Origin of the sequence: Paraburkholderia sp. BCC1884, from assembly GCF_900996225.1 — a bacterium.
GTDB lineage: Bacteria > Pseudomonadota > Gammaproteobacteria > Burkholderiales > Burkholderiaceae > Paraburkholderia.
This window is the reverse complement of the sequence record NZ_CAAJGL010000101.1, coordinates 160,394-175,751: the sequence shown is the minus strand read 5'-3', so window position 1 is coordinate 175,751 and position 15,358 is coordinate 160,394. Positions and strand designations below refer to the sequence as shown.

The 15,358-nt window shown below is 63.3% G+C and carries 17 protein-coding genes; 7 read left to right on the top strand and 10 right to left on the bottom strand.

The window, feature by feature from the left end:
• Positions 1–180: 180 nt before the first annotated feature.
• Both FQ705_RS23215 and FQ705_RS23210 read left to right on the top strand, forming a co-directional pair.
• The gene (locus tag FQ705_RS23215) at positions 181–1,344 is read left to right on the top strand and encodes an MFS transporter (RefSeq protein ID WP_144144681.1); all 1,164 of its coding nucleotides are present in this window, start codon (positions 181–183) and stop codon (positions 1,342–1,344) included.
• A gap of 107 nt (positions 1,345–1,451) precedes the next feature.
• Positions 1,452–2,612, top strand: coding sequence for an MFS transporter (locus FQ705_RS23210; RefSeq protein WP_144144679.1), 1,161 nt, complete (start codon positions 1,452–1,454; stop codon positions 2,610–2,612).
• Positions 2,613–2,713: 101 nt separating this feature from the next.
• Here FQ705_RS23210 and fahA read toward each other — a convergent pair whose 3' ends face one another.
• The 3 genes from fahA to FQ705_RS23195 are packed head-to-tail and all read right to left on the bottom strand — an operon-like array spanning position 2,714 to position 6,762.
• The gene (gene fahA / locus FQ705_RS23205) at positions 2,714–4,021 is read right to left on the bottom strand and encodes a fumarylacetoacetase (RefSeq protein WP_144144677.1); all 1,308 of its coding nucleotides are present in this window, start codon (positions 4,019–4,021) and stop codon (positions 2,714–2,716) included.
• The gene (hmgA, locus tag FQ705_RS23200) at positions 4,018–5,364 is read right to left on the bottom strand and encodes a homogentisate 1,2-dioxygenase (protein WP_144144675.1); all 1,347 of its coding nucleotides are present in this window, start codon (positions 5,362–5,364) and stop codon (positions 4,018–4,020) included. The genes fahA and hmgA overlap by 4 nt, the downstream gene beginning before the upstream one ends.
• Positions 5,365–5,397: 33 nt before the next feature.
• The gene (locus tag FQ705_RS23195) at positions 5,398–6,762 is read right to left on the bottom strand and encodes an MFS transporter (protein ID WP_144144673.1); all 1,365 of its coding nucleotides are present in this window, start codon (positions 6,760–6,762) and stop codon (positions 5,398–5,400) included.
• Positions 6,763–7,031: 269 nt separating this feature from the next.
• On the opposite strand from FQ705_RS23195, the gene FQ705_RS23190 reads away from it, so the two are divergent.
• Positions 7,032–7,865, top strand: a complete 834-nt coding sequence (locus tag FQ705_RS23190; RefSeq protein WP_144144671.1) for an EAL domain-containing protein — start codon at positions 7,032–7,034, stop codon at positions 7,863–7,865.
• A gap of 71 nt (positions 7,866–7,936) precedes the next feature.
• On the opposite strand, the gene FQ705_RS23185 is transcribed toward FQ705_RS23190, so the two are convergent.
• Positions 7,937–8,722: an IclR family transcriptional regulator gene (locus FQ705_RS23185; RefSeq protein ID WP_144144669.1), complete on the bottom strand. Its 786-nt coding sequence runs from the start codon at positions 8,720–8,722 to the stop codon at positions 7,937–7,939.
• 105 nt (positions 8,723–8,827) lie between these two features.
• Here FQ705_RS23185 and FQ705_RS23180 point away from each other — a divergent pair, with 105 nt between their 5' ends.
• On the top strand, positions 8,828–10,018 hold the full coding sequence (locus FQ705_RS23180; RefSeq protein WP_144144667.1) for an acyl-CoA dehydrogenase: 1,191 nt from the start codon (positions 8,828–8,830) through the stop codon (positions 10,016–10,018).
• 126 nt (positions 10,019–10,144) lie between these two features.
• Here FQ705_RS23180 and FQ705_RS23175 read toward each other — a convergent pair whose 3' ends face one another.
• Positions 10,145–10,783 carry a peroxiredoxin gene (locus tag FQ705_RS23175; protein ID WP_144144665.1) on the bottom strand — a complete coding sequence of 213 codons (639 nt, stop codon included), beginning with the start codon at positions 10,781–10,783 and terminating at the stop codon, positions 10,145–10,147.
• A 342-nt stretch (positions 10,784–11,125) separates the two neighbouring features.
• Here FQ705_RS23175 and FQ705_RS23170 point away from each other — a divergent pair, with 342 nt between their 5' ends.
• The 3 genes from FQ705_RS23170 (at position 11,126) to FQ705_RS23160 (ending at position 12,464) form a co-directional block, all read left to right on the top strand.
• Complete coding sequence (locus FQ705_RS23170) at positions 11,126–11,428, top strand: YqjD family protein (RefSeq protein ID WP_091796641.1); 303 nt, start codon at positions 11,126–11,128, stop codon at positions 11,426–11,428.
• 136 nt (positions 11,429–11,564) lie between these two features.
• Positions 11,565–11,951 carry a phage holin family protein gene (locus tag FQ705_RS23165; RefSeq protein WP_144144663.1) on the top strand — a complete coding sequence of 129 codons (387 nt, stop codon included), beginning with the start codon at positions 11,565–11,567 and terminating at the stop codon, positions 11,949–11,951.
• A 33-nt stretch (positions 11,952–11,984) separates the two neighbouring features.
• Positions 11,985–12,464, top strand: coding sequence for a DUF3318 domain-containing protein (locus tag FQ705_RS23160; protein ID WP_144144661.1), 480 nt, complete (start codon positions 11,985–11,987; stop codon positions 12,462–12,464).
• A 53-nt stretch (positions 12,465–12,517) separates the two neighbouring features.
• Here FQ705_RS23160 and FQ705_RS23155 read toward each other — a convergent pair whose 3' ends face one another.
• From FQ705_RS23155 to FQ705_RS23135, 5 genes are read right to left on the bottom strand one after another with little or no spacing between them, the layout of a single operon-like run.
• Positions 12,518–12,949: a type IV pilin protein gene (locus FQ705_RS23155; protein ID WP_144144659.1), complete on the bottom strand. Its 432-nt coding sequence runs from the start codon at positions 12,947–12,949 to the stop codon at positions 12,518–12,520.
• 10 nt (positions 12,950–12,959) lie between these two features.
• Positions 12,960–13,526: a hypothetical protein gene (locus FQ705_RS23150; RefSeq protein WP_409934732.1), complete on the bottom strand. Its 567-nt coding sequence runs from the start codon at positions 13,524–13,526 to the stop codon at positions 12,960–12,962.
• Positions 13,523–14,332 carry a PilW family protein gene (locus tag FQ705_RS23145; protein ID WP_144144657.1) on the bottom strand — a complete coding sequence of 270 codons (810 nt, stop codon included), beginning with the start codon at positions 14,330–14,332 and terminating at the stop codon, positions 13,523–13,525. Before FQ705_RS23145 ends, FQ705_RS23150 begins: the two co-directional genes overlap by 4 nt.
• Complete coding sequence (locus FQ705_RS23140) at positions 14,329–14,775, bottom strand: hypothetical protein (protein ID WP_144144655.1); 447 nt, start codon at positions 14,773–14,775, stop codon at positions 14,329–14,331. Before FQ705_RS23140 ends, FQ705_RS23145 begins: the two co-directional genes overlap by 4 nt.
• Complete coding sequence (locus FQ705_RS23135; protein WP_144144653.1) at positions 14,772–15,338, bottom strand: GspH/FimT family pseudopilin; 567 nt, start codon at positions 15,336–15,338, stop codon at positions 14,772–14,774. Before FQ705_RS23135 ends, FQ705_RS23140 begins: the two co-directional genes overlap by 4 nt.
• Between the last annotated feature and the right edge of the window lie 20 nt (positions 15,339–15,358).

Below are 15,358 nucleotides of genomic sequence, written 5' to 3'. Positions count from 1 at the left end.
CGCACGTCGTCCCGCGACATTAAGCAAAAAACAACAGCCAGCCTGACAATCGGCAAGGCTGTTTTGACTTAGGTAGAATCCCCTACTGCTTTACCCTTTGCATGGCGCAGGCGTTCTCGCCCCGAAAACGCGCGCCAGCTGCGCGACATTCCCCGTCGCGCCGATTCACGCTCCGCCACCATGCCTTTACCGCTGCTTGCCCTCGCCGTCGCCGCTTTCGGCATCGGTACCACTGAATTCGTGATCATGGGCTTGCTGCCTGACGTCGCGCGCGATCTGTCCGTTTCGATTCCCGCAGCCGGCATGCTGGTGTCGGCGTATGCGCTCGGCGTCACCATCGGCGCGCCGATCGTCGCGATCGCCGTGGCCAACATGCCGCGCAAGAAAGCGCTGATGAGCCTGATCGGCGTGTTCATCATCGGCAATCTGCTGTGCGCGGTCGCGCCGGGCTACGCGGTGCTGATGGCCGCGCGCATCGTCACGGCGTTCTGTCATGGCGCGTTCTTCGGCATCGGTTCGGTGGTGGCTGCCGGCCTCGTCGCGCCGAACCGTCGCGCGCAGGCCATCGCATTGATGTTCACCGGCCTCACGCTCGCCAACGTGCTGGGTGTACCGCTCGGCACGGCGCTCGGCCAGGCCGTCGGCTGGCGCGCCACCTTCTGGGCGGTGACCGGCATCGGCATTGTCGCGGCGGCCGCGCTCGCGGTGTGCCTGCCGGCGAAGATCGAGATGCAGAAGGCGAGCCTCGTCCGCGAATTCAGCGTGTTGAAGAACCCGCAAGTGTTGATGGTGCTCGGCATCAGCGTGCTCGCCTCGGCCAGTCTCTTTTCCACCTTCACCTACATCACGCCGATCCTCGAAGACGTCACCGGTTTCACGCCGCATGCGGTCACGCTCGTGCTACTGCTGTTCGGCCTCGGGCTGACGGTGGGCAGCACGCTCGGCGGCAAGCTGGCCGACTGGCGGCTGATGCCTTCGCTGGTGGCGTTTCTGCTGGCGATCGTCGTGATCCTGACGATCTTCGCGGGCACCATGCACGCCGAGATCCCGGCGATGATCACGATCTTCGTGTGGGGCATCCTGGCCTTCGCGATCGTGCCGCCGCTGCAAATGCTGATCGTCGACCGGGCGAGTCACGCACCGAACCTGGCGTCGACCTTGAATCAGGGCGCTTTCAACCTCGGCAACGCGACGGGCGCCTGGCTCGGCGGCATGGCGATCGGCGCGGGTGCACCGCTCACGACCTTGCCGTGGGTCGGCGTGGCGACCTCGATCGGCGCGCTGGTGCTGACGCTATGGTCGGTGTCGATCGATCGGCGCGAACGGATGGCCGTCCCGGGCTGAGGTTCACGCCGCTGTTGGCGCTCACCTCCGGCTCAACGCCTGCCGCGTTGCCCTGCTGCGCTATTGCCATTCGCTTATGACTTGGGGCCGTAGTAGCATCTCGGCCGATGAAAGTCATCTTCACTCGCGATTTCCTCGCCCTCATTCTCAGCGTCGCCGTGGTCGGACTCGGCAGCGGCGCGACGCTTCCGCTCACTGCCCTCGCGCTCACCCAGGCCGGTTACGGCACCGACGTCGTCGGCCTGCTGACGGCCGCGCAAGCGGGCGGCGGTCTGCTCGTCGTGCCGCTGGCCGGCTGGATCGCGGCGCGCTTCGGCGGGCGGCAGGTGATCGTCGGCGCGGTGCTGGCGGTGGCGCTCGCCACCGCGCTGATGCAGTTCACGTCGAATCTCTGGCTCTGGGCCGCGCTACGCGTGCTGTGCGGCGCGGCATTGATGCTGCTGTTCACGATCGGCGAGGCATGGGTCAATCAGCTTGCCGACGACGCCTCGCGTGGGCGCGTCATCGCGATCTACGCGACCGCCTTCACCTTGTTCCAGATGTCGGGGCCAGTGCTGGTCAGTCAGATCGATGTTCTGACCCAGTCGCGCTTCCTGATCTGCGGCGTGATTTTTCTGCTGGCGCTGCCCATGCTCGCCGCAATTCGCACGACGCCGCAAGCGTCGGCAGAGGAACACGCGGCGCACGGCAGCTGGCGTCACGTTCTGCCGCAGATGCCGGCGCTCGTGATCGGCACGGGTTTTTTCGCGTTGTTCGACACGATCGCGCTTTCGCTGCTGCCGCTATTCGCCATGTCACATGGCATCACCAGTGAAGTGGCCGTGCTGTTCGCGTCGGCTCTGCTGCTCGGCGATACGACGATGCAATTCCCGATCGGCTGGCTTGCCGACCGGCTTGGCCGGGAACGGGTGCATATCGGCTGTGGCGTGGTGGCAGTCGCGCTGTTGCCGTTTCTGCCTTTGGCGATCGAGTCGCCTTGGCTGTGCTGGCCGCTGTTGTACGTGCTCGGTGCGGCGGCGGGGGCAATTTATACGCTGTCGCTGGTGGCATGCGGCGAGCGCTTTCGCGGCGTCGCCCTGGTGTCGGCGAGCTCGCTGGTGGGCGCGGCATGGAGCGCAGCCAGTTTTGGCGGACCGCTGGTAGCAGGTGCACTGATGAAGAGCGTGGGGAACGACGCGATGGTCGGCGTGCTGGTGGTCACGGCGTTGGCGTTTCTGGCTGCGGTCTGGTGGGAAAAGCGACGTGCGCCGATGCGGGCGGCGGGCTAGCCATCGAGCTTCGGTGAAAGACGTCGTTTGACGAACCGCAAATTGCAAAACGGGGAAGCCTCGATCAAGGGATTCCCCGTTTGTCCCAGTGACGCTGCCTGCTAAGTGCGCGCCGGCAAAATCTCCCCAACGCACACGCCAAACCCTACGCGATAGCCCGCGCCCTGACACCATCCGGCCAACGTCAATTCATCGCCGTCCTCGATGAAACCACGCGTTCCGCCTTCCTTCAATTCCAGCGGATTCTTCCCGTTCCAGGTCAACTCGAGCAGGCTGCCGAACGAATCTTCCGTCGGACCGCTAATCGTGCCCGAGCCCATCAGATCGCCCACTCGCGTGTTGCAACCCGACACCGTGTGATGCGCGAGCTGCTGCGCCATCGTCCAGTACATGTGCCTGAAGTTGGTCCGCGCAATCGTGCTGGCCTGGGTGGCCTGCTTCGGCCGCAGGGTCACTTCCAGTTCGATATCGAACGCGTGCTTGCCCTCGTGACGCAGATACGCGAGCGGCTGCGGCTCCTGCACGGGCTGCGCGACGCGGAACGGTTCGAGCGCGTCGAGCGTCACGATCCACGGCGAGATCGTGGTCGCGAACGTCTTCGCGTTGAACGGCCCGAGCGGGACGTATTCCCACTGCTGGATATCGCGCGCGCTCCAGTCGTTGAGCAGCACCATGCCGAAGATGTGCGCTTCGGCCTCGGCACACGCCACCGGTTCGCCCAATGCATTACCCGCGCCGATCACGAAGCCGGTCTCCAGTTCGATATCGAGCTTGCGGCACGCGCCGAATACCGGACGATCCTGATCCGGCAATTTCAACTGCCCATTCGGCCGACGCACCGGCGTGCCGCTCACCACCACCGACGACGCACGTCCGTTGTAACCGATCGGCATCTCCGACCAGTTCGGCAGCAGTGCGTTCTTCGGATCGCGGAACATCGAGCCGACATTCGTCGCGTGTTCCTTCGACGAATAGAAATCGGTGTAGCCCGGAATCTGAACCGGCAGATGCAATTGCGCATCGGCCTGGCTCACCAGGACTTTTGAGCGCACAGCGACATCGTCGCGCAAGATCGCAGTGTCGCTTGCGAGCAGATGACTCAACTGGACCCGCACGCGGCGCCACGCATCGCGGCCGAGCCCGATGAAATCGTTTAGCGTCTCGCGTGCAAACACGCCTTGCGCCGGCACGTTCAGCAAACCGGCGGCCTGCAACGCCGCGAGATCGACGATCTGATCGCCGATCGCCACGCCCACGCGACGCGCGCCGCCCTGGCCGTCCCGCTTGCTGCTAAAAACACCGAACGGAAGATTCTGAATCGAAAAGTCGCTGGTCGAATCGTTGGCCGACTCGACCCAGCTCTTGCGCGACGGATCGAGCGTCGCCTGAAGATCGCTCAATGCGTTCATCGTTGCTCCGGGTTGAAGTGTTTCTTGAGGCCTTGCCAGCACTCGTAGTAATGCGCCTGCAATTGCGCGGTTTCGAGCGCGAAGCGGGTCGGCTTGATGAGCGTGCGTGTCTCGAACATGAAGGCCATCGTGTCGCCGACTTTCTTCGGCGTCGAGGTATCGCTATGCGAGGCCTTTTCGAACGTATCCGCGTCCGGCCCGTGACCCGACATGCAGTTGTGCAGACTCGCGCCGCCCGGCACGAAGCCTTCGGCCTTGGCGTCGTAGACACCGTGTACGAGGCCCATGAATTCGCTCGCCACGTTGCGGTGGAACCAGGGCGGACGGAACGTATCTTCAGCGGCGAGCCAGCGCGGCGGAAAGATCACGAAGTCGATCGTATCGACGCCGGGCGTATCGCTTTGCGATTGCAGCACCAGAAAGATCGACGGGTCCGGATGGTCGAAGCTGATCGAGCCGATCGTGTTGAAGCGGCGCAGATCGTATTTGTACGGCGCGTAATTGCCGTGCCACGCGACCACGTCGAGCGGCGAATGGCCGATGTCCGCGCGCCACAGATTGCCGTTCATCTTGGCGACGAGTTCGAAGTCGCCTTCACGGTCTTCGTAGGCCGCGTGCGGTGTGAGAAAGTCGCGCGGATTGGCGAGGCCGTTCGAGCCGATCGGACCGAGGTCCGGCAAGCGCAGTAACGCGCCGAAGTTCTCGCAGATGTAGCCGCGCGCCGCGCCGTCCGGCAGGTCCACCGCGAAACGCACGCCGCGCGGAATCACCGCGATCTCGAACGGCCCGACTTCGAGCCGGCCCATTTCGGTCGCGATATCGAGGCGTCCTTCCTGCGGCACGATCAGCAATTCTCCGTCGGCGCTGTAGAAGAAGCGGTCCTTCATCGAACTGTTCGTCGCGTACAGGTGGATCGCACAACCGTTCATCGATTCGGCCGCGCCGTTGCCTGCCATCGTCACCCAGCCATCGACGAAATCGGTCGGCTCGGTCAGCATCGGCAAGGCGTCCCAACGCAACTGGTTCGGCGGGGTGGGTGGCACCTCGGCGAAGTTGGCGACGAGCCGCTCCGAAGGCAATTGCGTGAACGGCATGTGCACGGCCGCGGGACGAATCCGGTACAGCCACGAACGCCGGTTGTGTCCACGCGGCGCAGTGAAGGCCGTGCCCGAAATCTGTTCGGCGTAGAGACCGTAGGCCGCACGTTGCGGCGAATTGCGGCCTTCGGGCAACGCGCCCGGCAACGCTTCGGTGGCGAACTCGTTAGCGAAACCCGACTGATAGCCCGGCTCGATTTCGAGCCGCGAGCTGGCGGTAGTCGGCGTGCGTGTTGACGTATCCATGCAAAATTCTCCGTTGATACTCGATCTGTTCAATCAGGCCGTTTGCGGCTCGGACGGGCGGCCGCGTTGGCGCGTCGCGGCGGCGAGCGCGATCACCAGCAACGCGGAGCACAGCACCGGCACGGCGGCCGCGTGAAACAGCGACGCGTTCGACCAGTTCAGCGCGATCAGTTGACCGCCGACCAGCGGTCCAATCACGGAACCGATCCGTCCGATGCCGAGACTCCAGCCAATACCGGTCGAGCGCAGCGTGGTCGGATAAAAATGGCCGGCCAATGCGTTGACCGCCGGTTGTCCGCCGACCACGCAGAAACCGCCCGCGAACACCACGATCAGCAGCCACGGCAACGCATGCGCCACCGTGCCGATGGTACCGACCGCCAGCGCCGCGCCCACGAAACACACGAACAGCACCCGCACAAACCCAAAGCGTTCGATGAACCAGCCAAGCAGCAAGGTCCCAACTACGCCGCCCGTTTGCAGCACCGTGCCGACGATCACCGCCGTGGACGGCGAATAGCCCGCATCGCGCATGACCGTCGGCAGCCAGTTCGACAGAAAGTACAGATCGATCAGGTTCATGAAGCTGATCGCCCACAAAATCAGGGTGACGGGACCGCGACCCGCGCGGAACAACTCAGCGACCGGCGCGCCGCCATTGCCTTTCTCGCGCACGACGAGGCGAGTGCCGGCATCGATCGGCAGCGCGGGATCGAACTTCGCGAGCCACTGCAAGGCCCGCTCGCTGCGCCCCTTCAGCACGAGAAACTGCAACGACTCCGGCAAGGCCGCGAGCATCGCGAAGGCGAGCACGAGCGGCACCGCGCCGCCCACCCAGAACACCGCGCGCCAACCGTAGGCCGGAATCAGCGCGGCGCTGACGAAGCCGCCGAGCGCCGCACCGAGCGTGAAGCCACACGACACCAGCATCATGCGCTTCACCCGATGCGCGGGGCTCGAGAACTCGCCGACAAGCGCCATCGCATTCGGCATGATGCAGCCGAGCCCCAGTCCGGTGATGAAACGCAACGCGATCAACGTGGGGATCGTCGACACGAACGGCGTGGCCAGCATCGACAGCGCGAAGAAGAAGGTCGCGCCGATCAGCACCGGACGACGGCCCACCCGGTCGGCCAGCACCGACAACCCGAGCGCGCCCAGCAGCATGCCGAACAGGCTCGCGCTGAATACCGGCCCGAGCGCCGTCTTCGACACATGCCATTCGCCGATCACGCTCGGCGCGACATAACCCATGGCTTGGGCGTCGAAGCCATCGATCATGAGGCACAGCCCGCAGAGCGCGAGCAGCAAGATCTGGAATGCCGGGTGATGCGTCTCGCCGAGCACGCGCTCGACTTCGATCACATTAGCGGCGGCCGGAGCCGGGGTGGCGCTCATGGGGGTGTCTCCTCATCCTGACAGGACTGGATTGTTGAGGGCGCCAGCTCGGCGCAAGTTACGTATGGTAAAACGAATTACGTATAGTGAAATTAACGTATACCCTGAAGCGCCGCTGCGAATCTCCCGGCGGCCCGCCGGTAGTAGCGTTCGGCCGATAACGTTATGAGCATTTTGTTCATGTGATCGTGATAGGGACTGCTACCATCAATGGATGCGGCAACCTTGCCGGGCGCCAAGCGCGCATCTATCGTCATTCCATCGCCTACATGATTCCGCCGACCATTCCCGACCTCATCGCCCGCGCCGCCGATCACCCGTTTCTCGGCGAGCATCTGGCGATGGGACAAGGCGTGCATCACGACGTCGCAGTAGCGCGGTTCGACGGACTCGAACTCGCCAGCGCCTACGAGCCGATCTTCGATATCAGCGTGCATGCGCTGGCGCAGTCGCTTTCCTCGGGCGCCGAGGGCGTCGATCGTTTCGGCGACGAACTCGGTTTTCAGGCCGTCACGCATCTGCTCGAAGCCGCGCCTTTCGAAGTGTTCGATCCATTCGACCGGATTGCCGACGACCAGAATCTGGTCGCGCTCGACCGCATGTCGCGAGCGCTGCATGCAATCAATTTCTTCGGTGCGCAGCGGCATGGGCTGCTCTTTCTGCGCGTGCACGAACGGCTGCTCAAGAGCGTGAAGTACGACCATGGACGGCATTTTTCGACCGTGCTGGTGTCGTTCGGATTGAACCCGTCACGGGTGGTGATCGAGTTGCCGGCGGCCGCAGTCGCACACAAGACCTTTCTCGGCTATCTGACCAAGAGCTATCAGCGCTATGGGTTCAAGGTGGCGGGCAATCTGTCCAATGCCGGGCAGATTCTGTCGGTGTCGGAGACCGCGCGGCTCGACTTCATCAAGATGGATGCGGGCATCGCATTGCGCGATGCGACCGTGAAACCCCTGGTGGGTTACGCGGGCCGTCTCAAGATTCCGCTGATCTTCAATCGCGTGCTGGATGAAGCGCAGTTCGAAGCACTGCAGCAATACGACGTGCGCTTCGTGCAAGGGCCGCTTTTCAATGCGCATTATCACGATCGGGCGGTTTGAGTTTTTGCCTGGGGATTGCGCTGAGTGATCCGCTGAGTGATCGATAGACGCGCGCGGCTTGCGGCGCTCTTTCAGCCCGTGTCGCCCAGCCTTCGCGCCAGCGCCTTCAAGCGCGGCGCCACGGTCTCACGAAACACCTCTTCGCCCATCGACGAGGCCGGCCCGCTGCAACTGAGCACCAGCCAACGCCCCTCGCGCGGTTCGCGAAACGGCACGGCGACCGCATTCACGTCGTCGTGCCACGCGCGGAACGAGTAGCAGCAGCGCTCTGTCGCGAAGGCCCCGATTTCCTTTTCGGCGTCGGCGACCAGCGCCGCGCCTTCTTTTCCCGCCGACTTTTTCAGTTCGACCAGCAAGGCAGCGCGCACCTCGGCCGTTTCGACCGCGAGATACGCGCGGCCCATCGAACTCGTCAGCATGGACAGTTTTGAGCCGGATGCGAGGCCCAGCGTCAATGCGGTTTCGCTGCGGATCGTCTCCAGATAAATCATGTCGAGGCCGTCGCGGCAACCTAGCGAGACCGCCGCGCCCACCTCGCGCGCAAACGTGCGCATGTGCGGACGGGCCAGTTCGAGCGTGTCGGTGCCCGAAAGCAGCGCGAAGCCGAGCGACAGCACGCCTGCGTCGAGCGCATATTTGCCCAGTGTTTCGTCGAGCCGCAGATAGCCCAGCACCGTCAGCGTGTAGGCGAGACGGTTCACCGTTGCCTTGGGCAAGCCCGTGCGTTCGACGAAATCGCGATTGCCGAGCATCGTTTCGCCCGGCTTGAATGCGCGCAGCAGATCCAGTCCGCGCGCGAGCGCGACGACGAATTTGCGCTCATCGAGTGGTTCGGAGAGAGTAGATGCAGGACTCATGGGATGGTACACTCGGACGTGGTTTGCAAAACATTGTTTCGCATAGCGGAACTTAAGTCAAGCATGGACAAGTTGTTCGTCAAGCAAAGAATCAGGAGATAGGTCATGGCCGAAGCCGCGCAGTTCCACTGGGAAGATCCGTTGCTGCTGGATCAGCAGCTCACCGAAGACGAGCGCATGGTGCGCGACGCCGCCGCGGCTTACTCGCAGGACAAGCTGCAGCCGCGCGTGCTCGAAGCGTTTCGCCATGAGAAGACCGACATCGAGATCTTCCGCGAAATGGGCGAGCTCGGCCTGCTCGGCCCGACCATCCCCGAACAGTACGGCGGCCCCGGTCTGAACTACGTGGCATACGGTTTGATCGCGCGCGAAGTGGAGCGCGTCGACTCCGGCTATCGGTCGATGATGTCGGTACAGTCGTCGCTCGTCATGGTGCCGATCTACGAATTCGGCTCCGAAGCGCAGAAACAGAAATACTTGCCCAAGCTTGCCACCGGCGAATGGATCGGCTGCTTCGGCCTGACCGAGCCGAATCACGGTTCCGATCCGGGCAGCATGGTCACGCGCGCAAAGAAAGTGGACGGCGGCTACTCGCTGTCGGGCTCGAAAATGTGGATCACCAATTCGCCGATCGCGGATGTGTTCGTCGTGTGGGCCAAGCTCGAGGAAAACGGCAAGGATTCGATTCGCGGCTTCATTCTCGAGAAGGGCTGGAAGGGCCTGTCGGCGCCGACCATCCATAGCAAGGTGGGCCTGCGCGCCTCGATCACCGGCGAAGTCGTGATGGACGAAGTGTTCGTGCCGGAAGAAAACCGCTTCCCGGAAGTCAGCGGTTTGCGTGGCCCGTTCACGTGTCTGAATTCGGCGCGCTACGGCATCGCCTGGGGCGCGCTCGGTGCGGCCGAAGCGTGCTGGCATACCGCCCGCCAGTATGTGCTGGATCGCAAGCAGTTCGGCCGGCCGCTCGCGGCGAACCAGTTGATCCAGAAGAAACTCGCTGATATGCAGACGGAAATCACGCTTGGTCTGCAAGGCGTGCTACGCCTCGGCCGCATGAAGGACGAAGGCACTGCAGCCGTGGAAATCACCTCGATCATGAAGCGCAACTCGTGCGGCAAGGCGTTGGACATTGCGCGGCTCGCACGCGACATGCTCGGCGGCAACGGCATCTCGGACGAGTTCGGCATCGCCCGGCATCTGGTGAACCTGGAAGTGGTGAACACCTATGAAGGCACGCACGACATTCACGCGCTGATTCTCGGGCGCGCGCAAACGGGCATTCAGGCGTTTTTCTGACGCAGCCGTTGGCGTCGTGCTGTTGCGATGCGCCGATTCCGTCGAGGCTGGCGGAGTCGGGCTCATCAGGAACAAAAGGCCGGTTCGTCATGAACCGGCCTTTTGTTTTACCGCGTGCCGCCCTGCTTACTTGTTCGGCTGCGGTGTCAGGCGAAGGTACGGGCGCAATGCCTTGTAGCCCTTCGGGAATTTCTGCTTGATGACTTCCTCGTCTTTCAGCGACGGGACGATCACCACGTCATCGCCCTGCTTCCAGTTGCCCGGCGTCGCCACCGAGTAGTTGTCGGTGAGTTGCAGCGAATCGATCACGCGCAGGACTTCGTCGAAGTTGCGGCCGGTGCTGGCCGGATACGTGATGATCAAGCGCACCTTCTTCTTCGGGTCGATCACGAAAAGCGAACGAACCGTGAGGGTTTCGTTGGCATTCGGATGGATCATGTCGTACAGCTCGGCCACTTTGCGGTCGCCGTCGGCGAGGATCGGGAAGCCGACGCTGGCCGCCTGAGTCTCGTTGATGTCCTTGATCCATTCCTTGTGCGATTCGGCGCTGTCGACCGACAACGCGATGGTCTTCACGTTGCGTTTTTCGAATTCGCTAGCCAGTTTGGCGGTCAGGCCGAGCTCGGTCGTGCAGACCGGCGTGAAATCGGCGGGGTGCGAGAACAGCACGCCCCAGCTATCGCCCAGCCACTCATGGAACTTGATTCGACCGACACTCGATTCCTGCTCGAAATCCGGCGCAATATCGCCAAGACGTAGACTCATAACCATCTCCTTGAAGTGTTCGGACTTTTAGTGCGGTTGATCGCCCGCAGCCCCGGCAAAACTAAAGTATACGGGAGCAGGCGCCTGCGGCGAACGAACATCGCGTCACACCGTTATGCGTTTTTGTAATTTTCACCGCTATAGTGGAAACTTTGCGGGACAGATCAACTCCATCTTAGGCAAACTTTGCCTGTAAGGTTCCGCAGGAGGAAGCATTTCTGGGCTTTGCTTCAGCCGGGAACGGTTCGTGCGTCGATTCGACTCAACCGGGCACTGCGCTCGCCAGCGACCGTTTCTTTAGTTACGATTCACGCGTGACGTGAAAAGAAAGGGAGCTGTCAAATGTCGGAAGTCAACAAGGAGAGATTGATGTCGGATATCAAAACCGTCCTCGCGGACGCTGAAGATCTGCTGAAACAAGCCGCGAGCGCCACGGGCGAGCGCGCTTCGGAACTGCGTGAAACGGCGCTCACGCGCCTGAAGCAGGCCAGGGAAAAAGCGGCTGACGTGCAGGTCGTGGTGGTCGAGAAGGGCAAGAAAGCTGCTCGCGCGACCGACGACTACGTGCATGAGCATCCGTGGGCTTCCATCGGCATTGCTGCAGGCGCCGGCGTGCTGCTGGGCCTGTTGATCAATCGCAAGTAACGCTGTTGAGAACGCCGGACGCGACTGCGTCCGGCGCATCAGCGAATCGAGCGGACCGGTGCGTGACTGGCTGGCCCGCTCCTCTTGGCGCGCGCTCGCGCCGCCGGTTAGGCATTTACGCGCAACGTCCACAGCTATGACGATCGACACACAATCGCAGCGCGGAGAACATAGTCCGTTGCGCCGCATTATCGGCTCCGTGTTTGCCATCCTGCAGACGCGGCTTGAACTGGTCGGCATCGAACTCGCCGAAGAAAAAGACCGACTGCTCGCGGTTCTATTTCTGGGCCTCGCCGCGATGATGCTCGCCACCATGGCATTGATAGCGTTGACGGCGCTGATCGCCATCGCCTTCTGGGACACCTACCGATGGCAGGCGCTGGCCACCATCACCGCCGTGTACGCCATTGCGGGACTGGCTTGCGCGCTGAAAGCTCGCAGCGGCTTGCGCAATGCGCCCATGGTGTTCGAAGCGACCATCGCGGAGTTCGAAAAAGATCGCGACGTGTTTCGCAAGCCGTAACCCCCGCTCCCTTTCAACTGCCGCCGACACGCCATGAGCCAGACCCATTCCGATACCGCGTTTCGTAACAAGCGCCACCAGGCTAAAGATTTGAGCGCGCCGCATTTGCGAGCCCTGCGCAAGGAACTGCTGCTGGTTCGCGCGGATGTCGAGCGCCTCGAACTTGCTCAGGCGACCATCGAGTTGCGCCAGGCTGTGACCCACTTCAGCTGGCTCAAGTTCTTCGTGCCGGGCTTCGGCGGCATGCGCATGGGCAGCGGCTCCAAGGCAAGCGTGCTCAATGCCGGCAGCATCGGTGCGCTGCTCAAGCAATATCCGCTTATCAGCTCGATCGCCTCGCTCGTGCTCGCCAAGCCGTTGCGCGAAACTGTCGTCGCCAGTGCAAAGCCCGCACTCAAGTGGGGCGGCATTGGACTGACCGCTTGGGAAGCGTACCGAATCTGGCAGCAGATGAAGCGCGATCGCGCAATGTCGACTGGTGCGACGAGCGAGTCGACCGATAGCGGGTATTGATTGCGGCGATGCGGTGCTCGGGCTAAGGGGCGTTGCAAACGGCGGCGCTCGGGCTAAGGCGTGTTCCAGCATTCGCCGCTTGCCGGCATTCCACTGTTCGTCCCGTTTCGGTTACCTCGCTGCCCTGTCGCATCGAGCGTAAAGACACCGCACGGATCATTGCGCATCGGACTGGTTTCGCCGGGCACGGCTTCAAGCGAATAACCTCCATTCGTTTCGTCCGCTGGTAGCACCTGCAATCGATAGACCGGCGTGCCGAATTGCGGCGCCTGATCGAGGCCCGGTGGCAGCGTGGCGGGAGCATCGCTCGTTGCGGCTTCGACAAACTGTGCGGCCCTGTAGAGTGCCGCCGACGCATCGATTCGATGCGTTCGGGCAATATGGCTGCGATACGTCGGGATGGCGAAGACCGCCAGCGTCGCGGCGATCGCCAGCGCGATCACCAGTTCAAGCAGCGTGAATGCGTATGCCGACCGCCTGGTCATGGAGCCTCCATCAAAATGGCCTCGCGGCCACACGTCGCCAGTGACGCTCGATCTTCTCGCCGTCGATCACCAGTTCCAACTGCAACCATACTTGCGAGTCCCTGCTTCGGCCAAAGCCACGCGAGGTCAGCAGATAGGCTTGCGCGTCGGCGCGAGTGGCGAGGCGCCATGCCTCGATCAGACATTGTGGTGGGCGCAGCGATCCCGGCCATTGAGCAATGGGCGCGATGGCGTTCGCCTCGAAGCCCGCTTCGGTTTTCCATTGCGCCGGTTCAGTCGCGGCGACCGGCAGTGACGGCGATAGCGACGTCGCCCCGTCGCCGATCGACGCAATGACGTTCCGTACACACAGGTTCAACGCAGAGTCCGCGGCATGGAAGGCCTGCAGGTAGTCGCCCACATTGGTGGTGCTCCGTGCCGCCGTAAGCGTTGTTTCGAACCAGGCGGCGGAGGTGGCGAGCATCATCGCTGAGATAAGGAGGACGATCGGCAAGATCGTGCCGCGATGACGATTGCTGCGTAGCGCCAGTCTCACGGAAACACGGCGACGCACCGCCCTGCTGTGCAGCCTTGTCATAGCGCGTCCTCCCCCTGATTGCGAAGCGCCACTCGTCGCCAGAACGCTTGACGCGGCCGAGCATCAGCGCCGACACTCGCGACGCCGTCGCAATCGACGTAGCGCACATGTCGCCCTTGCGGTGCGCCGCGTACGAGTACGCAAAGATCCACGGCCACGACTTTCGTCCACTGATCGGCCGTGAGCACGGATGCGTCGATCGCCTCGAGCCTGCCCGCCAGCCAGTACTTGACCCGGAGGCGCTCCACGCCCTCGACCAGCGGTTGAGCCGATCCTGTCTTGCCATTGCCTTCGCAATAAAGCTCCGGCTCGCCGGTCGAGCCACTCGCCTTGGCAAAGTAACGGTTGACGATCGGCACACCCCGGTCACCCAGCGCCGCGTTGCTGCTGGTGACCGCTTGCCCGAGACAGTCGGTGGTCTGGCCAGCGGCCGACGGCCACGTCGAAACGTTGTCCCCGACGTAGCGGACAGCCACGCCGTCGGAGCGCCCCGTCAACGTCTCGCATGCCGCGGCGTCGTCGGCACCTGTTGGGCGTCCGCCCGAGCAGCCGAATAACGGCGGTGCGGCGTCATAGCGTGCGACGTCCGCTGGCACGAAGCCCGCCATTTGCAACTGCTGACCGATCAACGTGAGCGCGGTCAAACCCGCCTCCCGGATGCGCGTCGCGTCGCTCGCGTGGTCGAATGCAATGCGTTGGGCCGAATACAGCGACACGACGGCCGCTGTCACCAACAGTCCGAGCGCCATTGCGATCACGAACTCGAGCAGCGTATGGCCGTGCAAAGGAGAGGAAAGCCGCCTCATCTTGCGAATGCCAACGCGACACATGACGAGCCGGCTGGCGCATCCACCCCACCACACGGTTCCGGCTTGTCGATGACGTCGCCGGTGCGCGGCAGATCAAGCGGAGCGAGCCACATGACTCGCGCGACGGACACGCCACCGCTCTCGCTGAGCACGGCCTGACCATGTGGCAGCAGCGCCGCCGCACGCGCGTTCAACTGGCCCATCGCTGCATCGCCCGAGGTCGACGCGCTCGCCGCCTCCGCGACAGAATCCGCGAGCCACGCGGCGTGCTCACGCAGCGACATGGCGCGGGCTTCGCGCGCCGTCCACAACTGGCCGGCGATGAGGCCAAACGTAGTCACCGACATCAATGCAACGGCCAGCATGACCTCGATCAGCGAGCTGCCGCAGCACTTCAACGCGTGGTGGCATGAACGCCGTTCCCGTGAACGCCGCCTCATGACGTGGCCCCGCACGCGCCGTCGACGATCCGCGAGCGACCACCCGCCGCGATCCGGATACAGCGTCGCCATTTATCTCCCTGCACCGCTTTGGAGGTGACACGCGGAGCAATATCGAAACTACGGAACGTGCCGATCAACTGCCCGGCGGGCGGCGTAAATGTGAGATTGGTTTGCGCTCCGGCGATGCTGACCGAGGCAAGCAGCGGCTGAGCGCGCAGCAGCGAGAGAGCGCCATTCCGTTCAGCGAACACGCCCCAGCCGCAAGCCCAGTCCACGATGCCATTGCCGCACGGCTGCCCTGCGGCAAGACAATGCCGGGCCGCGTCGATACGGCAAACGGTAATGCGCGAACCGCGGCGCAAGGCTTCGCTGCGCGCATAGGCGAGCGACTCGATAAGCGCCCTGGCGCGCGCGTCGACCGCGTCCCGCACCCGCCACGCGACAAAGGTGGGCGCCACCATCACCGTCATCACCGCGAGCAACGCGACGACAGCCAGCGCCTCGATGAGCGTGAAGCCGCGACGCGGCGGCGGACAGAGTCCAAGGTATTTCATCTGCATCCCTGATCGTTTCGAACACG

Bases quoted from the DNA above. Each gene is read 5' to 3' on its own strand.
- FQ705_RS23140 (WP_144144655.1), bottom strand. From the start codon at position 14,775: ATGAGGCGGCGTTCACGGGAACGGCGTTCATGCCACCACGCGTTGAAG.
- FQ705_RS23210 (WP_144144679.1), top strand. From the start codon at position 1,452: ATGAAAGTCATCTTCACTCGCGATTTCCTCGCCCTCATTCTCAGCGTC.
- hmgA (WP_144144675.1), bottom strand. From the start codon at position 5,364: ATGGATACGTCAACACGCACGCCGACTACCGCCAGCTCGCGGCTCGAA.
- FQ705_RS23155 (WP_144144659.1), bottom strand. From the start codon at position 12,949: ATGACCAGGCGGTCGGCATACGCATTCACGCTGCTTGAACTGGTGATC.
- FQ705_RS23185 (WP_144144669.1), bottom strand. From the start codon at position 8,722: ATGAGTCCTGCATCTACTCTCTCCGAACCACTCGATGAGCGCAAATTC.
- FQ705_RS23165 (WP_144144663.1), top strand. From the start codon at position 11,565: ATGACGATCGACACACAATCGCAGCGCGGAGAACATAGTCCGTTGCGC.
- FQ705_RS23145 (WP_144144657.1), bottom strand. From the start codon at position 14,332: ATGAGGCGGCTTTCCTCTCCTTTGCACGGCCATACGCTGCTCGAGTTC.
- FQ705_RS23180 (WP_144144667.1), top strand. From the start codon at position 8,828: ATGGCCGAAGCCGCGCAGTTCCACTGGGAAGATCCGTTGCTGCTGGAT.
- FQ705_RS23170 (WP_091796641.1), top strand. From the start codon at position 11,126: ATGTCGGAAGTCAACAAGGAGAGATTGATGTCGGATATCAAAACCGTC.
- FQ705_RS23195 (WP_144144673.1), bottom strand. From the start codon at position 6,762: ATGAGCGCCACCCCGGCTCCGGCCGCCGCTAATGTGATCGAAGTCGAG.
- FQ705_RS23150 (WP_409934732.1), bottom strand. From the start codon at position 13,526: ATGACAAGGCTGCACAGCAGGGCGGTGCGTCGCCGTGTTTCCGTGAGA.
- FQ705_RS23160 (WP_144144661.1), top strand. From the start codon at position 11,985: ATGAGCCAGACCCATTCCGATACCGCGTTTCGTAACAAGCGCCACCAG.
- FQ705_RS23135 (WP_144144653.1), bottom strand. From the start codon at position 15,338: ATGCAGATGAAATACCTTGGACTCTGTCCGCCGCCGCGTCGCGGCTTC.
- fahA (WP_144144677.1), bottom strand. From the start codon at position 4,021: ATGAACGCATTGAGCGATCTTCAGGCGACGCTCGATCCGTCGCGCAAG.
- FQ705_RS23190 (WP_144144671.1), top strand. From the start codon at position 7,032: ATGATTCCGCCGACCATTCCCGACCTCATCGCCCGCGCCGCCGATCAC.
- FQ705_RS23215 (WP_144144681.1), top strand. From the start codon at position 181: ATGCCTTTACCGCTGCTTGCCCTCGCCGTCGCCGCTTTCGGCATCGGT.
- FQ705_RS23175 (WP_144144665.1), bottom strand. From the start codon at position 10,783: ATGAGTCTACGTCTTGGCGATATTGCGCCGGATTTCGAGCAGGAATCG.